This is a genomic window from Cognaticolwellia aestuarii (assembly GCF_002000025.1).
Taxonomy (GTDB): domain Bacteria; phylum Pseudomonadota; class Gammaproteobacteria; order Enterobacterales; family Alteromonadaceae; genus Cognaticolwellia; species Cognaticolwellia aestuarii.
This window is the reverse complement of record NZ_MUZV01000004.1, coordinates 106,604-128,393: the sequence shown is the minus strand read 5'-3', so window position 1 is coordinate 128,393 and position 21,790 is coordinate 106,604. Positions and strand designations below refer to the sequence as shown.

General features: G+C 37.7%; 22 protein-coding genes. 16 read left to right on the top strand and 6 right to left on the bottom strand.

Going from position 1 to position 21,790, the window contains the following annotated elements:
* Positions 1-42: 42 nt before the first annotated feature.
* Both priC and B0169_RS07505 read right to left on the bottom strand, forming a co-directional pair.
* Positions 43-645, bottom strand: coding sequence for a primosomal replication protein PriC (gene priC, locus B0169_RS07510; RefSeq protein WP_077285350.1), 603 nt, complete (start codon positions 643-645; stop codon positions 43-45).
* A 12-nt stretch (positions 646-657) separates the two neighbouring features.
* A complete protein-coding gene (locus B0169_RS07505) occupies positions 658-1,440 on the bottom strand; it encodes a TSUP family transporter (RefSeq protein WP_077285349.1) in 783 nt (260 codons plus the stop codon).
* A gap of 1,201 nt (positions 1,441-2,641) precedes the next feature.
* On the opposite strand from B0169_RS07505, the gene B0169_RS07500 reads away from it, so the two are divergent.
* The 13 genes from B0169_RS07500 (at position 2,642) to B0169_RS07445 (ending at position 16,735) form a co-directional block, all read left to right on the top strand.
* Positions 2,642-5,299, top strand: coding sequence for a TonB-dependent receptor (locus B0169_RS07500; protein WP_077285348.1), 2,658 nt, complete (start codon positions 2,642-2,644; stop codon positions 5,297-5,299).
* 67 nt (positions 5,300-5,366) lie between these two features.
* A complete protein-coding gene (locus tag B0169_RS07495; RefSeq protein WP_077285347.1) occupies positions 5,367-6,314 on the top strand; it encodes a class I SAM-dependent methyltransferase in 948 nt (315 codons plus the stop codon).
* A 1,362-nt stretch (positions 6,315-7,676) separates the two neighbouring features.
* Positions 7,677-8,456, top strand: coding sequence for a DUF3450 domain-containing protein (locus B0169_RS07490; protein ID WP_077285346.1), 780 nt, complete (start codon positions 7,677-7,679; stop codon positions 8,454-8,456).
* Complete coding sequence (locus B0169_RS07485; RefSeq protein ID WP_077285345.1) at positions 8,456-9,799, top strand: MotA/TolQ/ExbB proton channel family protein; 1,344 nt, start codon at positions 8,456-8,458, stop codon at positions 9,797-9,799. The genes B0169_RS07490 and B0169_RS07485 overlap by 1 nt, the downstream gene beginning before the upstream one ends.
* Positions 9,799-10,323, top strand: coding sequence for a MotA/TolQ/ExbB proton channel family protein (locus B0169_RS07480; RefSeq protein WP_077285344.1), 525 nt, complete (start codon positions 9,799-9,801; stop codon positions 10,321-10,323). The genes B0169_RS07485 and B0169_RS07480 overlap by 1 nt, the downstream gene beginning before the upstream one ends.
* Before the next feature lie 12 nt (positions 10,324-10,335).
* On the top strand, positions 10,336-10,737 hold the full coding sequence (locus tag B0169_RS07475; protein ID WP_077285343.1) for an ExbD/TolR family protein: 402 nt from the start codon (positions 10,336-10,338) through the stop codon (positions 10,735-10,737).
* A 3-nt stretch (positions 10,738-10,740) separates the two neighbouring features.
* Complete coding sequence (locus B0169_RS07470) at positions 10,741-11,358, top strand: energy transducer TonB (RefSeq protein ID WP_077285342.1); 618 nt, start codon at positions 10,741-10,743, stop codon at positions 11,356-11,358.
* A gap of 2 nt (positions 11,359-11,360) precedes the next feature.
* A complete protein-coding gene (locus tag B0169_RS07465; RefSeq protein WP_077285341.1) occupies positions 11,361-12,620 on the top strand; it encodes a tetratricopeptide repeat protein in 1,260 nt (419 codons plus the stop codon).
* A gap of 316 nt (positions 12,621-12,936) precedes the next feature.
* Positions 12,937-13,059: a hypothetical protein gene (locus tag B0169_RS19615; protein WP_268875712.1), complete on the top strand. Its 123-nt coding sequence runs from the start codon at positions 12,937-12,939 to the stop codon at positions 13,057-13,059.
* A gap of 22 nt (positions 13,060-13,081) precedes the next feature.
* Positions 13,082-13,465: a response regulator gene (locus tag B0169_RS07460; protein ID WP_077285340.1), complete on the top strand. Its 384-nt coding sequence runs from the start codon at positions 13,082-13,084 to the stop codon at positions 13,463-13,465.
* A 54-nt stretch (positions 13,466-13,519) separates the two neighbouring features.
* Positions 13,520-14,065, top strand: a complete 546-nt coding sequence (gene apt / locus B0169_RS07455; RefSeq protein ID WP_077285339.1) for an adenine phosphoribosyltransferase — start codon at positions 13,520-13,522, stop codon at positions 14,063-14,065.
* Positions 14,066-14,074: 9 nt separating this feature from the next.
* On the top strand, positions 14,075-16,342 hold the full coding sequence (gene dnaX / locus B0169_RS07450; protein WP_077285338.1) for a DNA polymerase III subunit gamma/tau: 2,268 nt from the start codon (positions 14,075-14,077) through the stop codon (positions 16,340-16,342).
* Between the two features lie 63 nt (positions 16,343-16,405).
* Entirely contained in the window at positions 16,406-16,735 is a 330-nt protein-coding gene (locus tag B0169_RS07445; protein ID WP_179143630.1) for a YbaB/EbfC family nucleoid-associated protein, read from the top strand.
* A gap of 84 nt (positions 16,736-16,819) precedes the next feature.
* On the opposite strand, the gene B0169_RS07440 is transcribed toward B0169_RS07445, so the two are convergent.
* Positions 16,820-17,095: a hypothetical protein gene (locus B0169_RS07440; RefSeq protein WP_077285336.1), complete on the bottom strand. Its 276-nt coding sequence runs from the start codon at positions 17,093-17,095 to the stop codon at positions 16,820-16,822.
* Between the two features lie 467 nt (positions 17,096-17,562).
* Between B0169_RS07440 and B0169_RS07435 the strand changes: the two genes are divergently transcribed.
* From B0169_RS07435 to B0169_RS07425, 3 genes are all read left to right on the top strand, one after another.
* Complete coding sequence (locus tag B0169_RS07435) at positions 17,563-18,171, top strand: DsbA family protein (protein ID WP_328589013.1); 609 nt, start codon at positions 17,563-17,565, stop codon at positions 18,169-18,171.
* Positions 18,172-18,315: 144 nt separating this feature from the next.
* Positions 18,316-19,386: a ketoacyl-ACP synthase III gene (locus B0169_RS07430; protein WP_077285335.1), complete on the top strand. Its 1,071-nt coding sequence runs from the start codon at positions 18,316-18,318 to the stop codon at positions 19,384-19,386.
* 74 nt (positions 19,387-19,460) lie between these two features.
* On the top strand, positions 19,461-19,841 hold the full coding sequence (locus tag B0169_RS07425; RefSeq protein ID WP_077285334.1) for an acyl-CoA thioesterase: 381 nt from the start codon (positions 19,461-19,463) through the stop codon (positions 19,839-19,841).
* Positions 19,842-19,922: 81 nt separating this feature from the next.
* Here B0169_RS07425 and B0169_RS07420 read toward each other — a convergent pair whose 3' ends face one another.
* The 3 genes from B0169_RS07420 to B0169_RS07410 all read right to left on the bottom strand — a co-directional run bounded on the left by B0169_RS07420 (position 19,923) and on the right by B0169_RS07410 (position 21,605).
* Positions 19,923-20,111 (bottom strand): hypothetical protein, encoded by a 189-nt coding sequence (locus tag B0169_RS07420; RefSeq protein ID WP_235838513.1) that lies wholly within the window; start codon positions 20,109-20,111, stop codon positions 19,923-19,925.
* 168 nt (positions 20,112-20,279) lie between these two features.
* Complete coding sequence (locus B0169_RS07415; protein WP_077285331.1) at positions 20,280-20,522, bottom strand: hypothetical protein; 243 nt, start codon at positions 20,520-20,522, stop codon at positions 20,280-20,282.
* A gap of 102 nt (positions 20,523-20,624) precedes the next feature.
* Positions 20,625-21,605 carry a methylenetetrahydrofolate reductase gene (locus tag B0169_RS07410; protein ID WP_077285330.1) on the bottom strand — a complete coding sequence of 327 codons (981 nt, stop codon included), beginning with the start codon at positions 21,603-21,605 and terminating at the stop codon, positions 20,625-20,627.
* Positions 21,606-21,790 lie beyond the last annotated feature (185 nt).

Genomic DNA, 21,790 nt, shown 5'->3' with positions numbered 1-21,790 from the left:
TAAGGCTTTTTATAAATAATGTTCTGCTGGGAAGTGGAGCTATTAGAACTTTTCAGATTGGGTAATTTCACGTTCAAGCTTAGAAATGGCTTGACGACAGCGACCAAGTCGCTGATGCAGTACCAGAACCTCATTTGATAATTGCTGACTTTTTTTGTTGCTAGCATGTTGTCTTTCAAGCTCTCGAATTTGGATCATCTCGAGCAATCGTCGTTCAAACTCAAAGGTTTCATTAAGCTGCTTATGCAAATTGTGGCTTGATTGCATTACAGCTTGCGCGGCTTTTTTGTAGCGTCTGGCTTTTATTGCTTCTAGTCGTTGTGTTGGCTCTTTATGTAACTCGTTATTTGCATTTAAGGCGTTTCGTAAGGCTGATATTTGTTGCTCGATTAACAGCAGTCGACTATGGGCTAATGTATTCTTATTTGCAGACAATAAACGTGATAATTCACTCGTTTTATTTTTAACCTCTGCAACATAAGGCTGAAATAAGTCACTGTGGGTGAGAAATAATGCTTCAGAGAAAATATCATTTTCTTGAATGATTTTGTGGGATTTAGAGTGCTTATTCTGTTGATCAACTTTTATTGCTTGTTGATTAAGCTGTTCAATAATAGCTTGAATTTTATTAATTGCGCTATGCATAAATAATCTCTGTTAGCTTAGCCAAGCTTGATAACCTAAGTTGAGTGACATAATAATGACCACAGTAATAAACACCGGGCGAATAAATTTTCCGCCAAACTTTATTGCCCAATGTGCACCGACCCAGGAACCTAACATAATAAATATTCCCATAGAAATACCTAAAACAAAATTAACGTGACCTAGATAGATAAAAGTTAAAAGGCTGAAGAAGTTACTAACAAAATTAGTTGAACGAGCTAAACCAGAACTTAATAAAATGTCTATTTTATACAGCATATTAGAAGAGCTTACCCAAAAAGCACCTGTGCCAGGTCCCGCAATACCATCGTAAAAACCAAGAATTAAGCCTTGCGTTATTTGTTTGAACTTAATCGCTGTTGTTTTAAATGGTAACCCATGTGCTTTATTAATTTTTGAACGAGAAAATAACGTGTACATTGCGGTTAAAACTACCAGTACAGGGATATACTTATCTAAAAATTCAACCGAGAGGAAGTTTACAATAACTGTGCCTGATATAGCGCCGACAGCGGTAGCTATAATAGCAAGCTTCCAGTATTTTGGGTCAAAAAGTTTTTTTCTATAGAAAGTAAAGGATGCGGTTAATGAGCCAAAAGATGCTGCAAGTTTATTCGTCCCTAAAGCAACATGAGGCGGTAAACCTGAGGTTAATAGCGTTGGAACTGTTAGCATGCCACCGCCCCCGGCAATGGCGTCAATTAGACCAGCGATAAATCCGACACTGCATAATGTTATCCATAAGCTGAGGTCTAATACGGGATCAATAACCATAGAATTTTGCCTTTAAAATTAGATGGCAATTGTATCATAGAGAATAGCGAATTTTATCGACATTTATTGATATACCTTATTGATTTTTATCAATTCGTTAAAGGTAAGCCTAAAAGTTATAAACTTTGGTAATACAAATATTATAGATAGATGCCTAATGTATTGTTTTAAAATGACAAATCTATTTATATTTTGACAGTTAGATATAATAAATTCAAAAGTGGATAGTTTTTTTTGCAGTATCAAATAACTTAATAATCTGAGCTCAGGTAATAAGAGTTCATAAATTTTGGCTTGTTGAAATACTAATTACATAAAGCATAAATAATATTCAAAATCTAGGACACTTTAGTGAGCACCTCTTAGCTAGGGTTTTAAAGGTTCAAAATGCTTTTTTGATAAAAAATGTCTTAATAATGGCTTATTTTAAGTCTTAATGCCTTATGTCTAGATTAAGACTTTTGATGAATTAACAAGGGCTGATAAAACGAATAACACAGATTTTTTACTTATAAATAGGTCAAAGTTAGCGTTGTCACAAAGCTATATCTTTTATTATTCGGTACAAGAAATAGGTGCCAATTTGATAGCTTAGTTACATCCATTTTGTTAAATAATCATTAATTATTTGTTTATTTATAGAAATTAACTGCTCGGAACTGTACAAATAGTAGTCGCTTGTGGTCTGGGTTACAAAATAACTATTCAAAAATAATGAAAACTGTTTCATTTTGTTTACGCCAAATTGTTTATTTTAAGTATATGTTTTTATTGTTAATTATTCTCGTGTTTTTTTTGTACGCTATGATGGTTTGTGCATTATGGTTTAGTTCTCACTATAAAAAAGGCACCAACTCTATATTGAGGTTTTTTATTTAAGTTCTTGTTTTAGTTGTTTGTTTTTGGTTTTTTTGATTGGGCTTTAACGCCTGTTTGTAACTTTTTTTGTCAGACTTTCTACAGTCTCTGCTGTTTTCTTATCTTATTGTTTTTAACTGTTATTGTACTGTTTTTATGTTGCGTTTAAGCATTAACTATGAATAATGTAATTAAAACGTAACTGTTTGTGTTGACCAATTAACAAGATTAAGTTTAATATCTTAGCCGACAGTTCAGGTCTATGACCAAAATGAATTTACAACAAGGCAATATAGCCTTGAATTTAAACACTAGTATCACGAAAGTGATCCAGGGAGTATATATGTATAGCAATAGCAAAGTAGCTAAAGCAGTGCGCATCGCGATGATGTTTGGCGCAGGTGCAGCAGCAACAATTTCTACACAAGCATTTTCAGCTGAAGATGGTGCAGAATCAGTAGAGCGAATCGAAGTAACTGGTTCACGTATTAAACGTACTGATTTAGAAGGCGCAATTCCTGTAACAGTAATTGACCGTGCTGCAATCGATTTTTCTGGTCAAACTTCAGTTTCTGATTTGTTACGTAACACTTCTTTTAACGCTGCTGGTTCTTTCCGTCCGCAATCAGGTAGTTCTGCTCAAGGTATCTCACAAGTTAACTTACGTGGTTTAGGTTCAGAGCGTTCTTTGATTTTGGTTGATGGTCGTCGTTTACCTAAATCACCTTCTACAGGTAACTCACAAGATTTGAACTCGATCCCAATGGCTGCTGTTGAGCGTATCGAAATCTTATCTGATGGTGCTTCTGCTGTTTACGGTTCTGATGCAATTGCCGGCGTAGTTAACATTATTACACGTAAAGATTTCAATGGTGTTGAGCTTCGTTTAGGCGCTGGTAACGTTAGCTTACCTTCTGACGGCGGCGACCGTGAAGAAGGTTCTGCGGTATTTGGTTCTTCTACTGACAATTCTAGTGTAATTGGTGGTGTTTCTTGGAACAGCCGTGACATTATTTTTGAAAATGCTTATAGCTGGGTACAACCAGGTGGTTCAAGCTTTGGTGTAAACTGGGCTAAGCCTACTGGTTATGATGGTACATTCATCAATGACGATGGTGAGGTTGAAGGTCTTCCAGGTGGTTACAACTCAATTATTTCTGATGCTGAATGTGATGCTTTAGAAAACTTCTTCGCTACAGGCAATGACTTTTGTGCGTATAACTTTAACGCAACGAATGCTAACGAAGCTTCAACAGCTAACACATCGGCATTCTTAAAAGCTGATTATGACATCAATGATGATTGGAGAATCTTCTCTCATACATTGATTTCAAAAACTAAATCTTTTGGTCGTTATGCTCCTACACTAAATGATGCTGGTGCTGGCGCATTTATGTCTGCTGATAGCCCGAACAACCCTACTAACCCAGATAGCCCGTTTTATGAACCATCTGCTGGTGGTCAAGGCGCACAAGAAATCCAATTCCGTCACCGTTTCGCTGCTTTAGGTAACCGTGATAGTGAAGTTGATAACTGGTCAACTGATTTCATGATTGGTGTTGAAGGCGAAATCGGTGAAGTAAGTGTAGATTTTGGTGTTCGTAAAAACAAAACTAAAACTTATGAAATCGGTCGTGGTTACTTAATGGGTACTAATGCTCGTACTGCTATCGATAGCGGTGCTTACATGGTAAACGACCCGTTTGGAACTCGTTTTACTACAGATGCTGAGCGTAGTGACTATGCTAAAGTATTAAGTGGTTTAAACGTAACTACAGCTCGTATCGGTACTTTCGAACAACAAGAAGTATTCGGTTCTGCTGCGTTTGACGTATTAGAAATGGACGGCGGTACTTTACAAGCTGTTGTTGGTGCTGAATACCGTAAAGAAGAATACACAGATACGTACGATTCTTTATCAGAAGCTGGTCAAGTTGGTGGTTCTGCAGGTAACAGTGCAGGCGGCGGTCGTAACTTGAAGAGTGCTTTCTTTGAAGCGTTATTCCCAGTAATGGACGGTTTAGAATTCACAGTGGCAGGTCGTTACGATAACTACTCTGATTACGGTAGTGACTTCTCTCCTAAAGTTTCTGTTAAGTATGATGTAATGGAAGGTTTGATCTTACGTGCATCTTACGGTGAAGGTTTCCGTGCTCCAACACTAGATATCTTGACAGCTAAGCCTGCTCCAGGTAACCCAAGTGTTTCTGATGATCCATCATGTATTGATTTAGGTTTAACTGCTGGTTGTGATGTACAAGTATCAGCAATTACTCTAGCTAACGCAGAAATGGGTTCTGAGTCTTCTCAACAGATCTCTTTAGGTATGGCTTACCAACCTACAGATTGGTTAAACTTTTCAGCTGATTACTACGAAATTGAAATTTCTGACATGATCCGCTTCTTCGGTGCAAGCACTATCTTGACACGTGAGCAAACAGGTGACCCAATCCCAGCTGGTTTAGGTGTTACACGTAAAGCTAACGGTGGTATTGATTTAATTACTCAAGGTTACGCTAACGAAGGTAAATGGGAAATTAGTGGTCTTGACTTAAACGTTAACACGACTTTTGATTTTGGTGATGCAGGTACATTAAGACAATCACTACAATTTAGTCATCAGTTCGATAGCAAAATTGATGGTGGTCGTAACACAATTAAAGACACTGGCGAACCTCAACAACGTGCTACTTTAACTAACAGCTACTCATGGGAAAACTTAGACCTAACATGGAACATGAACATGATTGGTTCTCAGTATGAAGATGTAACGCAAATTGCTGATGGTAGTGTTGAACGTTCAGGTAACATTGCTACTTGGATCACTCACGATATGCAAGCAACTTACACATTCGACACAGGTACTAAAGTATCTATCGGTGCGCAAAACATATTTGAGAAAGAGCCTCAGTTAAGTGGTTTTGGTGGTCGTAACTACAACTTCGACTTATACGACGCATATGGCCGTATCGCTTATGTTCGTGTAGCTCAATCTTTCTAAGATTAAGTAACTTTTAATAGAAGGCGGGTTTTAAACCCCGCCTTTTTTTTATGCCGAGATTTATTAAATGCAACATTGGAACAGTTATTGGTCAAAAACCAAATCACTTAATAGCTTTGCAGAAGGAGAACAAAGCCAAGGTTATACTGGTGATATAGCTGACTTTTGGAACCGATTATTTTCAACTTTGCCGTCAAACAGTACTGTACTAGACCTTGCTACCGGAAATGGTGGTTTAGCGGTGTTGGCGCAACAATCAAACCCGAGCTTTACTGTCCTTGCATCAGATGCAGCTAAGATTAATCCTGTCGCCTTATACAATGCTGAAGATCCCATTTATCCGACACTTAACAAAATCAAATTCATTGCTGAAATGCCTTCAGAGGAGTTAAAGTTTGAAGATAAACAATTTAACTTAGTGATGAGCCAGTTTGGTTTTGAGTATGCACAAACAACAGAAGCACTAGAGCAGATATTTAGAGTGCTGCAAGCTAAAGGGCGTTTTGTTGCATTAGTGCATCATAAAGACTCTTTTATTAGTACAGATTGTCGTTATGGTCTTACCGTGATTGAACGTATTATGGCAGCTGATGGCTTATTTGAGCAATTACTAGACTTTGCGCGGTTATGTCAATCAATCACCGATAAAAGTAATTTTGACCAGCAACAAAAAGCTGAATTCAAACAGAAAAATAACAGTTTATTAACGCTATTCAAATCACTACAACAAAACTGTGCGAATGAGGTAGAGCTTGATTGGTTTAACTTGTTAGCTAAAGATTTAGTGCCTTTTATGATGAACTGGCAAGAAACTAATGAAGCAAAGATTAAGCAAATTCAGCAAAGTTTTTACTACTTTAAACTTCGCTTAGCTGATCAACTGGAAGCAGCATGGAGTGAGGAACGTTCTGAAGAAATTATTAAATTGATTAACATGCAAGGCCATACTGTCAATTGTCAGCCTTTTGATATATCGCAAGGTAGATTGTGTTGGGTTTTGGATGTAAGCATATAAAGTTAACTCATTGGTAAGCCCTGGCACTGTTCAGTTGCCATATTCAATTTTTATTCATTGTATGAACTTGTCCTATCATGTGTGCGATAAAATAAGTAAAGAGTAGGCTCTCTGTATTGCTGGTTTCAACAGAAAGTACTTAAATCTCATTAACTATGGGAGGAAAACTGGTGTTATTATCAGGCTTAACCAGATATAGCTATTAACTGAACTGAACTGAACTGAAGCTAATGCTTAAATAGACTAGTAAAATAATTTAAATTGAGCCTATGGGGCAAATTACACATTTGCTTTGTTATGCCGTTAGCATGATAAGCTAATATAAAATTAATTTTTGCAGATCAAACAAAGTCTTAATCATGCAAAGTTAAACGCTGTAATATTAAGCAATTTTATCCAATATAAAATCTTTTAAGAACATTGAAAAAGTCGATTTTAAAGGCTCTGTAATCAATATGTTGTTGCCCGAGTGATACTTACAGAATAGGCATAAAAATAAACCATATAGGTTACTTTTAGCATACATAGATAAAAACTAAACAAGCTTAAAATAAAGCAATCCATAGCCATTTTGGTTAACTGTTTTATGCGATAGCTCTCTTGTGAGTTCGGTGTATTTAGTCTGAGATTTTTACATTGTGCTTTCTTATCTAAATGATGAATACAGCAGCTAGTTTTTTTACTTTAACGTAAAGCAATAACGCTAGCGATAATCTCTATCGTCGCAGTGCACTACGCATATATATTCAATTTTCTTATTTGATGACATATGACGAATTTGTATAGTTATAGTTACAAAAGTAATTATTAGAACAATATTAAGAGGCGTTAGGTACAAAGTTATTCATAATATTCCAAAATAACATTAAGCATTTTTTAGGTTCTATTTGGCAAGAAATAGCAATAAACAAACAGAAATTGAATAAAAATTAAATTTTACTGTGAATTTATACTTGAGTTAACATAAAATGACTTTGTATAAAAATACAACAAAGTGTATGGTTAACCCTTCGTTTAAGCTATATTTTTATAAAAAAAATTGACTTACTACGAAAGAGTTAGTAAAACATAGTTAGCATATATTGTTACTATTAAGAGGAATGTTTGTACTTACGAAGATTAGCGATAATGTTTTTTAATTATTTATGCAAATATTATCTGTAATTCTCGTTGTAAAAGTTTATTTCTCTCTTCTGAGCGAAATAACGCGTCTTTTTAATGGTCTTAGTTGACAGCTTGGCTGTGGTCTGGGAATATTGCATGGTTTTATTCTAGAGAAATTAAAACTTAAAATGGCAGATTATTAAATTTGCGTTAACAATAAGCTTGTTATCAAAATTCAATAGCAATTGGTTGGGAAATATGTCCAAATTAAGCAAGAAAAGCCTTATCGCATCGACGATAATTGGCGCATTAGCATTTTCAGCAAGCAACTTCGCTTCTGCAGATGCATTGACAGAACTACAAAAAGCGGAAGCTCAAATTTTTAAAAATTCGAGCAAATCACAAAGCAAAATCAATAACATTTACGAGCAAACTCAAGAGCTTTTAGCTGAGTATCGTAATACTGTTGATGAAGCTGACGTTCTTAGCGGCTACAACGATCATGTTCAACTTATGGTTGATGATCAAAAAGCTAATATTAAATCATTAGAAGATCAAATTGCTGGTATCGATAAAACTAAGCAAGGCGTAGTGCCACTGATGTATAAAATGATTGATACGTTAGAGGAGTTTGTTGACCTTGATGTTCCTATGAACATTGATGCACGTAAAGAGCGTATCGCTGGTTTACGTGATGTAATGGGTGATTCAGATGTTTCTGTATCTGAGCAATTTCGCTTAGTACTTGAAGCATATGAAATTGAAGCTAGTTACGGCACTATTTTCGGTGTGTATCAAGGTGAGCTTGACTTAGGTGATCGTATGATCACTGCTGATTTTGTTCATATGGGTCGTATTTCATTTGTTGCACAATCTCTTGACATGAAAAATGCTTGGGTTTGGAACAATGAGAAGCGCTCTTGGGAAGCTCTCGGTGATGAATATTTAAAACCTGTTACAGATGCCGTTCGTATGGCACGTAAACAATTACCGCTTGATCTAGCTAAACTTCCAGTATTTGCAGCAGGAGCAAAATAATGAAAAAAGTAATTAATTTTGTCTTACTTGCTGCTTCAATGGCAGTAGCAACTTCAGCATCAGCTAATCAATTAGATGACTTGTTAAAAAAAGTTAAAGCTGACCGTATTTCAGAAGCTAAAATTGATAGTAAACGTGAAGCTGAGTTCACTTCTGCTCGTTCTGATAAGCAAGCCTTATTGAACAAAGCGAAAAAAGAATTAGCAAACCAACAAGCACGTAACAAACGTTTAACTAAAGAGTATGCAGCTAATGAAATCACATTAGCACAAAAAGCTGTTGAGTTAGATAATGCTAAAGGTACGTTAGGTGAAATGTTCGGTGTAAGTCGCGCAGCTGCTGCTAACGCTTACGGTTCAATTGCTACGTCAATTGTTTCAGCTGAATACCCAGGTCGTGGTGAAGTTTTAGATGTTATTGCTAACTCTAAAGCTATCCCTGAACTTGAGCAACTTGAAGAGTTATGGTTTGCATTACAAACTGAAATGACGCAATCAGGTGAAGTATCTAAGTTTACTACAGAAGTAACTAACTTAGACGGTTCAAAGTCAACTCAAACAGTTACTCGTATCGGTACATTTAACTTAGTATCTGAAGATGGTTACTTAAACTACAATGATGAAGTAGGTCAAGTACAACCATTAGCTAAGCAACCTGCTGGTTACATCGCTGGTGCTGCCGCTTCTTTCTTTGGTGAGACTTCTGGCTATGCGCCTCTTTATGTGGATCCTTCTCGTGGTGCTATCTTAACGTTAGAAACACGTAAGAAAACATTGATGGAGTTCTACCACGAAGGTAAAGAAGTTGGTTATGCCATCACAGTACTTCTTATTATTGGTCTTCTTATTGCTTTAGAACGTATGATTGTTCTTGGTAGCATGAGCGCTAAAATTAATGCTCAAACTAAGAATCTTGATCAACCAAATGAAAACAACCCACTTGGTCGTTTATTGAAAGTTTACTTCGACAACAAGTCTGTTGACGCTGAAACACTAGAGTTGAAACTTGACGAAGCTATTCTACGTGAAACACCGAAAGTTGACCGTGGTATTAACTTAATCAAAATGTTTGCAGCTATAGCTCCTCTTATGGGTCTATTAGGTACGGTTATCGGTATGATCATGACCTTCCAAACGATTACATTATTTGGTACTGGTGACCCGAAAATTATGGCGGGTAACATCTCTCTAGCACTTGTAACAACAGCATTAGGTTTGATTTGTGCATTACCACTAATCTTAATCCACAGTATTGTTGCTGGTAAGAGTAAATCTGTACTACAGAAACTAGATGAGCAAAGTGCTGGCTTAATCGCTGCGATCGCAGAGAAGGAGTCTAAATAATGTTATTCCTGATAGAGCTTTGGGAATCTGTCAGGAGTTTTATTGCGACTGGCGGTAACGTACTATACGTTGTTGCCTTCGCACTCTTATTGATGTGGATAATGATGATAGAGCGTTATTGGTTTCTATCTAAAGTTTATCCCAAAATGAAAGACGATATCGTCGGACGTTGGGATGCAAGAGAAGATACAACTTCTTGGTATGCACATCGAATTAGAGATACTTGGATCTCCGAAGCGACAGAACTACTAGAGCAGCGTATGCTCACAATTAGAACCTTAGTGGCAATGTGTCCACTGATTGGACTACTTGGAACCGTAACCGGCATGATCGGTGTGTTTGAAGTTATGGCACAACAAGGTACAGGTAATCCGCGTCTGATGGCGTCTGGTATATCAATGGCAACAATTCCGACAATGGCGGGTATGGTTGCTGCATTATCAGGTGTGTTTTTCAGTTCAAGGTTAGACGCTAAAGTTAAACTAGCAAAGGCTAAACTGGTTGACAGTTTACCTCATCACTAGAGAGATATTCGAATGGCACGTAAACGTATTCGTGAAGACGAAGAAGCAGCAATTGATATGACACCGATGCTAGACATCGTATTCATTATGTTGATCTTCTTTATCGTTACTACTTCTTTTGTTAAAGAAGCTGGTATTGAAGTTAATAAGCCAAAAGCGGCAAACCAATCTAAACAGAAATCAGCTAACATCTTTATAGCGGTTAAAGATAATGGTGAAATTTGGTTAGATAAACGTCGTGTAGATGTTGAGCGCGTAGCGGCTAACATTGAAAAATTACTGGCTGAACAACCAACTGACGTTGTAATCATTCAAGCTGACAAAGATGCCAAACACGGTGTAGTTGTTAAAGTAATGGATGCAATTAAAGAAGCGGGCATAGACAGAATATCTATTGCTGCAGCTAAGGGGTAGTCTATGGTTCGCTTTTTAGTATCTATACTACTAGGCGCCGCAGTAACTTTTGCATTATTTTCTTTTATGGCATTTCTTGTTTCTAGCGGTGATAGAAACAAGGAAGAGCAATTAGAGAATATAATTGTTGAAGTTAATACGACGCCACCTAAGTCGCAGGCAGAGAGGCGTCAACGCGTACCGCCACCGCCACCGCCGCCACCTAAAACGCCACCTAAGCCTCAAGCTCCTGAGCCTGAGACTAATAATAATAGCGGTGGATTAACGTTTAATATGCCAGGTGTACAATTAGCGGGAGCTAATGCCGGTATGTCAGCACCAGGCGCAGGTTTTGGTCGTGATGGTGATGCAACACCTATCGTACGTATTGAACCTAAATATCCGATACAAGCTGCTCGAGATGGTAAAGAAGGGTGGGTAACACTATCTTTTACTATCAACGAAATTGGCGGTGTTGAAGATGTTAATGTTATTGATGCTGAGCCTAAGCGTGTTTTCGATAAAGAAGCTAAGCGTGCATTACGTAAGTGGAAGTACAAGCCTAAAGTTGTTGATGGTAAAGCCATGAAGCAAGTTGGTTTGACAGTAAGATTAGACTTTAATATGGACGGAGGGAATTAATAATGAATAAGATATTTTCATCTTTACTGTTAATAGTTTCAGTTGTTCTTATTCAGTTACCCATAGCTGCAGATGCTTCTGCGGCAGGTGCTGAGAAGTCTGAAAAGCCTGAGCGAAAAACGCAATTAGTTGGTCCTACTGTAGGTAAAAAAGTTGCTAAAGCTTTTGAAGCCTACTCAGCAGATGATATTCCAGGTGCTTTAGCCATCTTATTGGAGATTGATGCCAGTAAGAAATATGATAAAGCTTATGTTTCACGTTTCATTGCTATTATGTATGCACAAATGGGTAATGAAGAAGCAAAAGCAATTCAATATTTAAAGGCTGCTGTAGAACCTGATATTCTAAACGAAGCTGATCATGACCAATCTCTAAAGTTGTTAGCTGATTTGCAGATGCAAACCAAAGCGTTTGAAGAAGCATTAGTTAATTATCAAGCTTGGATGGATTTTACTGGTAAGTCTGACGGTGATACTTGGACTAAGATTGCAAATGCTAATTACATGCTGAAACGTTTAGATAAAATAATCGTTCCTGCTGACAATGCGATTGCAGCCTACGGTGATAAGCATAACAAAAACCCTTATATTTTAAAAATTACCTCTTATTACGAGAGAAAAAAATATCAGGAAGCTGTTAAAACGCTTGAAACTGTTCTCCAAGTTTTTCCAGAGGATAAAACTTGGTGGAATCAACTTGGCATGTTTTACTTGCTAGTTGAGGATTATAAGAAAGCTCTAGCTACGCTAGATATGGCTTATAAACAAGGTTTCCTTGAAAAAGAATCTGAAATTAAGACTTTGGCAAGTTTATACTCACAGAATGATGTGCCGTATAAAGCAGCTGTGATACTTGAAAAGCACATCGATTCAGGTTTAGTAACCCGTGATGATAAAAACTTATCTTCTCTAGCAAATGCTTGGCATGCTGCACAACATATTGATAAAGCTGCTAGGTATTATGGTGAGTTAGCTAAAATGACAAATCTTGCTAAGCACTATAGCAAGCAAGGTATGTTATTAAAGCAAGATGAGCAGTTTAAACCAGCTATTGTTGCCTTAACTAAAGCTCTTGAGCTTGGTGCAAAAAACAAAGGCAGATTGCATATGAGTATTGCAGAATCTCACTATTATTTAGAAGAGTATAAGCAAGCTTACAAAGCAATCAATCTAGCAATGAAAGACCCTAAAACCAAAAAATCGGCTAAGGGTTGGGTAGACTTCATCAAAGATACAGCAAGACGCAAAAACGTTTCTATCTAATTTATTAGTATAAGAACCTTAAAAACCAGCCTTAGTGGCTGGTTTTTTTATGTCCAGCATAACTGGCGGTTCCATTTAACCAAGCGAAGGCCTTTCTTTTGGCAAGAGCCGATACTGCTGAAACATAGTTTTTAATTGCTGATATAAGCCCTGAATAATACAAACGGCTAAGTTAACCGTATGAAATAAAGATATAATTTACTTATAGCTAGCTATGAACTATCGAGCTGTTGTTTGATCTATATCAAATAATACTACCTTTGCATCGCTTTTTGGTCTACAATCCGCGCGGTTTAATTACTCGATAGGAAGCCCAATGTCAGAAGAAAACTTTAAAGATAGTTCATCAAAACGCCATTTATTCATCGCAATACTTGCCATGTTCGGCGCACCTTTGTTGCCAATGCTAGCGGGTTGGTTTACAGTTCTTGCAAATTAAATTTCAAGTTGCTTAGAGAAATATGCAAATTCTTGTTGTTGATGATAAACAAATAATATTAGATAGTTTAAGCGTGCTATTATCCAAACATGGCTACATTGTAGACACTGCGTGTAATGGTTTAGCGGCATCTGAAAAGTTGCAAAAATCTGGTTATGATTTGTTTATTGTCGACCATTTAATGCCGGTTATGAATGGTATACAATTAACTAAACATATAAGACAAAATAGCACCTATAGTAGTACGCCTGTAGTATTTATGACCACACAGGGCAAAGGTCTCATCCAGTCTCTTTGCGATACTGAGCTGTTTTCGGCAATAATTGATAAGCCGATCGACGAACAAAACCTACTTAATACGATAAATAGTCTTCTATCATCAAATACTCGCTATCAGTCACTATAATTTTTAGTTGAATTGCTTTATTCTGTAGCTAAAATTTTTTTTGACTTTTAGAACATGACTGAAACACAAATCGACACACTCAAATCTGCAATTCATAGCATCCCCGATTACCCTAAAGCGGGTATTATGTTTAGAGACGTAACTGGCATACTCGATGATGCTGAAGCCTTTAAACTGACTATTGATATCTTAGCGAATAAATTTAAAGATGGTGGTTTTACAAAAATAGTAGGCACTGAAGCGCGTGGTTTTCTTTTTGGCGCGCCATTAGCACTTGCTATGGGAGTTGGGTTTGTTCCGGTTCGTAAACCTGGCAAACTACCGCGTGCTACCTATGCTCAAGACTATCAATTAGAGTATGGCCATGACACGTTAGAGATCCACCAAGATGCTTTAACAGAAAATGACAATGTTTTAATCATCGACGATTTATTAGCAACTGGTGGCACTATTGAAGCGACTACAAAGCTTATAAGGCGTTTGGGCGCTAAAGTTACAGACGCAGCATTTGTTATCTCACTACCTGATTTAGGTGGTGAGGAAAAAATACAAGGTATGGGCTTATCCGTATTCTCTTTACTACAATATGCTGGTGATTAAGGCTGAACAATGAGTTATCAGGTTTTAGCAAGAAAATGGCGGCCTAAGTCCTTTACTGAGCTTGTTGGCCAAGAACATGTAGTTACCGTATTGGTTAATGCATTAACGCAGCAAAGGTTGCACCATGCTTACTTATTTACCGGTACTCGTGGAGTTGGTAAAACAACTATTGCCAGAATTTTTGCTAAAAGCCTGAATTGCGAGCAAGGTATAACCGCGCAGCCATGTGGTATCTGTCAAGCGTGTGTTGACATAGACGCGGGTAAGTTTGTTGACTTGCTTGAGATAGACGCTGCTTCTCGTACTAAAGTAGATGATACTCGTGAAATATTGGACAACGTGCAATATGCGCCAACAAGAGGTCGATATAAGGTCTATCTGATCGACGAAGTTCACATGTTATCGCGCAGCAGTTTCAATGCTTTATTAAAAACTTTAGAAGAGCCACCTGAGCACGTTAAATTTATTCTCGCTACTACCGATCCACAAAAGCTACCAGTAACAGTTTTATCTCGTTGTTTACAGTTTCACTTAAAAGCTCTATCAGTTAAGCAAATCAGTGATAAAGTCACTGAAATACTAAGCAAAGAAGCGGTGACATTTGATGATGAAGCCATAAACCTTTTAGCAAAGGCTGCACGCGGTAGTATGCGCGATTGCTTGAGTTTGACCGACCAAAGTATCGCTCAGGGTAATGGCAATATATCCAGAGATAACGTCCAGCAAATGCTAGGCGGTGTAGATCGTGACTGGGTGTTTAAAATTTTAATTGCTCTATTAAAACAAGATGCTACAGCATTAATGAAACTATCACTTGCGATAGCATCCTATGCACCAAGTTACAGTCGCTTATCAGCTGAGTTAATTCAACTACTTCATCAAGTTGCTATGGCACAAGTTGTTGAAACTAACTTTAGCTTACCGACAGAGCATCAACAAATGTTGACACAATTCTGTCAGCTAATGTCGCCTGAAGACGTACAGCTTTATTATCAAATTGTGCTAATGGCAAGAAAAGATTTACCCTACGCTGATGATGAACAAGCAGCATTTGATATGATGTTATTGAGGTTGCTAGCTTTTAAACCATTAGCTAATAATCAAAGTTTACCTGAATCGACGAATAAAGTAGTTGATGTAGATACCTTGCTTGATAACTTACCTGCGGCCGAATTATCTTATGCACCTCCTACTGTAACTAAAGCTATTGGTACTGATGATTTAGTATCATCTTCTCCTGCTACAGCACCTATAACAGAGGCTATGAAGGCAACTGTTAGTCATAACGACGCTAGTAATAGCTGTGTTAATAGTGATGGTGAGCAAAGAAGTAATCATCAAAACCAAGTTGAAAACGAACTTGGTAGTTGTATCGATACTGAGAACAACTCAGCATTAGTGAATGAGATGCTCGCAATTGAACGTCAAGCTGATGCTATGATAGAGCCAGTACCTCATGAGCCGCTTTTATCAGCTCACATTTCTGAACAACATAGTGAGCCACCACAGCTAGCTTCTCAAGATAGTGCTAAGCATAATCAAGCTAGTAATAATAACTACAATCAAGGCGTACACAGTGCTAATACTAATGACACTTTGGGTACTGAGAATACGGTTGTAGATGGCTTATTAACAGAGCCGCAGGATTCACAAAATTTATCGCCGGTTGCTGCTGCAATCGCTACCCGTAATATGCTCAGAAGCCGAAAAAAAGCGCTGGAGAATGGTGGAAAAAAGTCTAGTGACGCTATCAAGCGTCCTAGCGCAGAGATAGTCGACGATAATGTTGAGCAAACTGTACCAACTGAGCCTGATAGCGGCTTAGACTTATCAACGGTACCTGAACAGCCTTATAGCGAAGAGTTTATCGATCCTGCGACCATAAAGTTGGCGAACCAAGTTGATAAGTGGGCACATATGATTGATAGCATGTCCTTAGCTGCTCGTTTACGACAACTGGCGATACATGCAACTATTGATGAAAACTCTACTGATGATTTATTGATATTACAATTAGACCAATCAATTAAACATTTAAATAGTGATGCTGCACATAAACAATTAGAAAGAAAAATTTCTGAATATTTACAACGTAAAGTAACGGTTGAATTGAATATTGTTGAAAGAACCGTTGCTGACCCTTACCAGATCCAAGCTGATATTAATGCCAAACGCTATGAATATGCAAAGCAAGTGTTAGCGGAAGACGAAATAGTCATCGCATTGCAACAACAATTCCAGGCTGAGCTTGATCAAGAAACTATCGTAGCGCGTTAATCGCTACTTGAATTTTTAGCCGTTAACCTCTATCTTTGGCGGCATCTTACTTTTGGAGTGAAAATTATGATGAAAGGTGGCATGGGCAACTTAATGAAACAAGCCCAACAAATGCAAGCAAAAATGGCTAAAGCGCAAGAAGAATTAGCCAATATGGAAGTAACTGGTGAGTCAGGTGCTGGTATGGTCAAAGTGACTATGACAGGTAACCATAACGTTAGACGTGTTGCTATCGACGATAGCTTAATGGCTGATGATAAAGACATGCTTGAAGATCTGGTTGCTGCAGCAATGAATGATGCTGTACGTCGTGTTGAAGAGCAAAATAAAGAAAAAATGGGTGCTTTAACGGGAGGAATGCAAATGCCTCCAGGGATGAAAATGCCGTTTTAATTTTTATGCTTCTGAAAAAGCCGACTTTTATGTCGGCTTTTTCGTGTCTGCAATATAGAGAAATTAAATTATTCTGAGCTCAGGCTAGTTATGTACTATCATCACTTTAGAATAAGTGCCATCTTGCCATTTGAATTGTATAAACATAGGTGACATTGCAACTGAGTATGAGATGAACCGTGATGTTTGTGTTTGTTCATGTACTTGCCAGTCTTTTATCGCTTGTTTAATTTCAACTTTAGTCGTGCTTTCACCTTGCAGGTGCACTGGGTCTCTATGACCTGTGACGCCGATAATAAAAGGAATCAAAGTATGTGATTGCATCGATTCTACAGCGTTATTATTTTGCGCGGCAGGCATCACATTTTCCTCACCATCAAGCAATGGTTTTTAATGAATTAACTTTATAAATACTAAACAATAGCTTAGTCAGTGCATCAAGTCACATATGTAATGAATTTGGTGAACGATATTTGACTATAAGAGTGTATTACACTGTTGATAAGCACTTTCAATATTACTGCTAGCTTGGTGCTAAAGCATGGCGGCCTTTGTAAACACAAGCTGGATATAATATTGTTTCTGTTGCTCCAGAGTGAATAAACATATGCTTAAATTAGCCAAGTATAGCTTGCTTGACGTAAGATCAGGCGCTAGGATTTGTTTGTCTAAATAATGGTAGTATCTAGCGATATTTGGGCAGGAGTGTTGTTTATTTGCTGCGATTCTCATGACTGTCTTGTGAAGCGGTGCAGGTATCGTTTGATGTTAAAAATAATCTGTAACTAAAACTAAAACTAAAACTAAACTTAAGCGGAGTGTATAAATTGCGAGCTCAACTATTTTATATTTACGATCCTATGTGCAGTTGGTGCTGGGGTTATGCTCCAACTTGGCAACGCTTACAAAGAGAACTTACATCAGAAGTAGACATCATTTATGGTCTTGGTGGCTTAGCCGAAGATTCCGATGTGCTCATGCCAGAAGCAATGCAGGTGTTTTTACAGCAAACCTGGCGTAAAATAGCCCAGCAGCTTGGTACTGAGTTTAATTTTGACTTTTGGCAACACTGTCATCCAAGACGCTCAACCTATCCTGCTTGTCGAGCGACACTAATAGCAAGAGAGTTTGGTAAAGAGCAAGAAATGCTTACCGCTATTCAACATGCTTACTATTTACAGGCAAAAAATCCTTCTAACCTTGATACTTTGCAAGCACTCGCGGTTGATATAGGCTTAGATAGCCTCGACTTTCTACAAAAACTAAAGAGTCAGTCAGTAGATGAGCAACTAATGGTTGAGATTAACAAAATGCGTTCTCTGCCTATCAATGGTTTTCCAGCACTAGTTTTAGTGAAAGAGCAATTATTGATACCTATTCCCATCGATTATCAAGATTGGCGCAAAAGCTTCGAAATTATTATGAAAAAAATCTAGTTTCAGTCAGCTAAATGCTCAATATTAACGATATATCAGATAAATGGCAGATAAAACGCTGTTTTTTTGTAGTATGATATTGCCATAAAGAACGAACTACTTTTACTGGTTGGAAGTAAGAGTTATAGCAGAGTAAGGTTTAATATGACATATGCAGCAATCACAGGGTGGGGTAAATGTTTACCGCCAGCTATTCTTAGCAATGATGATTTAGCAACCTTTTTAGAAACAGATGATGAATGGATTACCTCTAGAACAGGTATGAAAGAACGTAGAATATCTCATGTCTCTGTCAGTGAATTGGCTCATGTAGCCTGTGAACGTGCATTAGCAGCGGCCGGTAAAACGGCAAAAGACGTTGACTTGATTGTTTTTGGTAGTACAACTTTTGATGAGCTTTGCCCGAATGCTGCATCTAATGTACAACGGCTACTTGGGGCCGATAATGCCGCTTGTATGGATGTTAGTACTGCTTGTACTGGTGGCATGTACAGTCTAAGTGTTGCAACATCAATGATCAAAAGTGGTGTGGTTAAGTCAGCATTAGTCATTGGTGCTGAAACCATTTCACCAATTATGGACTGGGATAACCGTGATGTTGCGGTACTTTTTGGTGATGGCTCAGCAGCGCTTTACTTGGAAGAAAGTGAAGAAGAAACGGGCGTTATTACGCAAGCTTTAGGCTGCTACGGTGAGTCTCGAGATATTCTTTCTGTGCAAGGTTGGGGAATGAAATATGCTAATAAAGGTCGTATGTTTGGACAAAGCAATTGGGCATTTTTAGGACAAGAGATATTCAAAAAAGCCGTTTCAGGTATGGCGCAAGCGTGCGAAAAAGCCCTAGCTCAAGCGCAGCTTAGTGCTGACCAAATGGCAAGTATTGTGCCTCACCAAGCGAATTTACGTATTATCGATACGCTCGTGAAACGTTTAAAAATGGACAAAGACAGAGTGTTTGTCAATATCCATAAATATGGCAACATGTCAGCAGCAACGACCTTAGTTGCTTTTGTTGAAGCCATAGAAGAAGGTTTTATTGATAAGCAATCTTATGTGTTATTACCCGCTTTTGGTGGTGGGTTAACCTGGAGCGCACATGTTGTTAAATGGGGTGATAGAACGCACGCCTTATCAACATCTTCTGTTGAGCTACCTAAATGCAATAAAACTGGACTTGAACTAGTAAATGATATTATTGCTGCTAAGTCAGTTTAAACACTATCCTCATATTATCAGCCAATGCTAGCTCAGCTTGGCTGAATATCTTTAACAAATAAATAAGGTTATTTATGCGCTTTCTATCTCGTCGGCTAATTTTGCCTAATGACTTAAATTACGCCAACTCATTATTTGGTGGCAGGGCACTGGCTTGGATTGATGAAGAAGCTGCTATTTATGCTATTTGTCAGCTTGAGACTAATTGTTTGGTGACTAAACATATTGGTGCTATCAACTTCGAATCGTCAGCTCAACAAGGTGATGTGGTTGAATTTGGGTTAGCTACAAAAGCGGTAGGAAAAACCTCAATTACTATCACATGTATGATGCGCAATAAAGTCACCAAAAAAACTATCTGTTTGGCTGATGATATTGTTTTTGTGCAAGTGGATCCTGAGACTAAGCAGCCAATTCCACATGGTAAAACATTAGCGTCGCTATCTGATATTTGATGTCATAGCTAGCTCGAGGTTTTTCGTTAGCAAAAATTAAAAATTTAAAGCAAGTTCTTGATAGCGCATTAAGCGCTTGTTTTATTCTTCTTGTGTTAAGAAGTGCTGATAAGCTTTAATAGCAAAATAACGTACCGATTTCTTGAGTGTGACTCTTTTGGCAATTAACTGCTCGTTGCAAAATATTTTTACCACTTGCTTCTCACCATTTACATCGCTTTCAACGCTATGCAGTGGATTAAGTCGTAAATTGTCAAACGCGGATCTCATGATTAATTTCATATCAAATATAGGTCGTAGTTTTAAGTAAAAAGGTAGCGATAATTGAAGCTATTAGCTGCCAGTAAAATAAAAAGCTACGAAGATAAGTTGACACTTTTTACTCGCAGTTTTTATCTGACAGCTTGCGGCAGTGTTTTCACCATGCACTTGGTTGCATCACAATCTGTTTATTTCTTTTCGAACATCGTACCCTTCATCAGTCACAATTTTCTCTAACACTTGCATACGCTCTTCTAATGTTTGCACTTGTTTTTTCATAGCGATAACTTGTTCATTACTTTGACTGTTATGATTTAAGGTTTTTTCTTTAAAGTCTAAATGCTTTTTATACATGTCGAATATCACCCCAAACCCTACTGAGATGAATACGATTGCGACTACCATTGCTGTACCAGACATACCTTATCCTCACTTTATGCTCTATTTATTGTATGGATTAAAGATCGAAGCTAATCACCTTTATCAATAAGCATAGCGTATCTAAATAAAAATAAAAAATGCCTATTTATCAGTGATAAGAGCGGTTAGTTCTTGTTTAGCTAGATAATTATCCATCGTTGAACGCAATAATTTATACAACAGAATCGAGCCGTCAATTTCTTCTTTTCGATTGGTTAAGCTTTCGATATTAAGCCCAAGCGGTAACTTATACGGTAATACCGCATCAAGTATTTGGACTAAGGTATTACTGCAAATCCTAATTGATTCATATAACGGTTGCTCGGCATTTAAAATACGTAAGCTTGTTGCTTCAGGTACGCTTACCCCAAGCCATTCGATAAACTCCAAGGTTTTTTTACTGCCGCACGGTGAAAAAGTTAAAATAATACGTTGAGGTTTTAGACCCTGTTGTTGACACTCAATGGCATAGCGCGTCAGCATGTCAATGGTTGCTTGCGCGTTGTAAATAGCCTGTGAGATAAAAAAGTTGCAACCTTGCTGATGTTTTTCAATGAGTTTAGCATGCTCATTACCTTTATTTGCATGGCGTTCAGCAATGGTAATACCACCAATAAAAAAGTCATTTTCATTGGCTACTAAGGTTTTATAAGCATCAGTTAACGGTAAACTAATATTATTTTGTTTAGAAGGGCTGCCAACTAACACAATGTCACGAACGCCATAATCATGCCATGCGTCATTAGTCCATTGTTCAAAGTCATCAGCATTAGACTGCACAACACTTTTATAGGTGATCACGGGTCGTGTCGACTTTTTATTTAAAAGTGACGAATAGAGTCTAGGATCGTGGGTAGTTTTAAAAGGGAACGGGCGCGGTTGTGAGGTACGAGAATCTTCATCTTGTATGTCATAAACAATTAAACCGTCAAAGTCGATATCGCTGACTCGTTCAAGGAGTTTATCGGCAATGGCCGACACTTGCTCAATGGGGGTATCATTTTTGGGTGGGGTTGTACCAATAAAGTATACACCACGGTTGATGTCGTTATAACGAGCCCTTAACTCTGAACCTTTTTTCACTATTGCTACTTCTTATTTCATCAGATTAACTATCTTTTAGACAAAATATATTACCTTGTTAAATATTAAAAAGCTGCGTTAGTTTAATAATTATTTTTACCGCATTATGCTTATTACTCATAAGTCCAACTTTGCCAGAACAAGCTGCTCAAATGAGACTTATATTTGCAGGAAGAATACAAATA

What these genes read in the sequence shown, in the direction of transcription:
- B0169_RS07440 (WP_077285336.1), bottom strand. Translation starts at nt 17,095, where the DNA reads ATGCCTGCCGCGCAAAATAATAACGCTGTAGAATCGATGCAATCACAT.
- B0169_RS19615 (WP_268875712.1), top strand. Translation starts at nt 12,937, where the DNA reads ATGTCAGAAGAAAACTTTAAAGATAGTTCATCAAAACGCCATTTATTC.
- B0169_RS07415 (WP_077285331.1), bottom strand. Translation starts at nt 20,522, where the DNA reads ATGTCTGGTACAGCAATGGTAGTCGCAATCGTATTCATCTCAGTAGGG.
- B0169_RS07500 (WP_077285348.1), top strand. Translation starts at nt 2,642, where the DNA reads ATGTATAGCAATAGCAAAGTAGCTAAAGCAGTGCGCATCGCGATGATG.
- B0169_RS07495 (WP_077285347.1), top strand. Translation starts at nt 5,367, where the DNA reads ATGCAACATTGGAACAGTTATTGGTCAAAAACCAAATCACTTAATAGC.
- dnaX (WP_077285338.1), top strand. Translation starts at nt 14,075, where the DNA reads ATGAGTTATCAGGTTTTAGCAAGAAAATGGCGGCCTAAGTCCTTTACT.
- apt (WP_077285339.1), top strand. Translation starts at nt 13,520, where the DNA reads ATGACTGAAACACAAATCGACACACTCAAATCTGCAATTCATAGCATC.
- B0169_RS07430 (WP_077285335.1), top strand. Translation starts at nt 18,316, where the DNA reads ATGACATATGCAGCAATCACAGGGTGGGGTAAATGTTTACCGCCAGCT.
- B0169_RS07470 (WP_077285342.1), top strand. Translation starts at nt 10,741, where the DNA reads ATGGTTCGCTTTTTAGTATCTATACTACTAGGCGCCGCAGTAACTTTT.
- B0169_RS07480 (WP_077285344.1), top strand. Translation starts at nt 9,799, where the DNA reads ATGTTATTCCTGATAGAGCTTTGGGAATCTGTCAGGAGTTTTATTGCG.
- B0169_RS07465 (WP_077285341.1), top strand. Translation starts at nt 11,361, where the DNA reads ATGAATAAGATATTTTCATCTTTACTGTTAATAGTTTCAGTTGTTCTT.
- priC (WP_077285350.1), bottom strand. Translation starts at nt 645, where the DNA reads ATGCATAGCGCAATTAATAAAATTCAAGCTATTATTGAACAGCTTAAT.
- B0169_RS07475 (WP_077285343.1), top strand. Translation starts at nt 10,336, where the DNA reads ATGGCACGTAAACGTATTCGTGAAGACGAAGAAGCAGCAATTGATATG.
- B0169_RS07460 (WP_077285340.1), top strand. Translation starts at nt 13,082, where the DNA reads ATGCAAATTCTTGTTGTTGATGATAAACAAATAATATTAGATAGTTTA.
- B0169_RS07505 (WP_077285349.1), bottom strand. Translation starts at nt 1,440, where the DNA reads ATGGTTATTGATCCCGTATTAGACCTCAGCTTATGGATAACATTATGC.
- B0169_RS07485 (WP_077285345.1), top strand. Translation starts at nt 8,456, where the DNA reads ATGAAAAAAGTAATTAATTTTGTCTTACTTGCTGCTTCAATGGCAGTA.
- B0169_RS07425 (WP_077285334.1), top strand. Translation starts at nt 19,461, where the DNA reads ATGCGCTTTCTATCTCGTCGGCTAATTTTGCCTAATGACTTAAATTAC.
- B0169_RS07420 (WP_235838513.1), bottom strand. Translation starts at nt 20,111, where the DNA reads ATGAGATCCGCGTTTGACAATTTACGACTTAATCCACTGCATAGCGTT.
- B0169_RS07490 (WP_077285346.1), top strand. Translation starts at nt 7,677, where the DNA reads ATGTCCAAATTAAGCAAGAAAAGCCTTATCGCATCGACGATAATTGGC.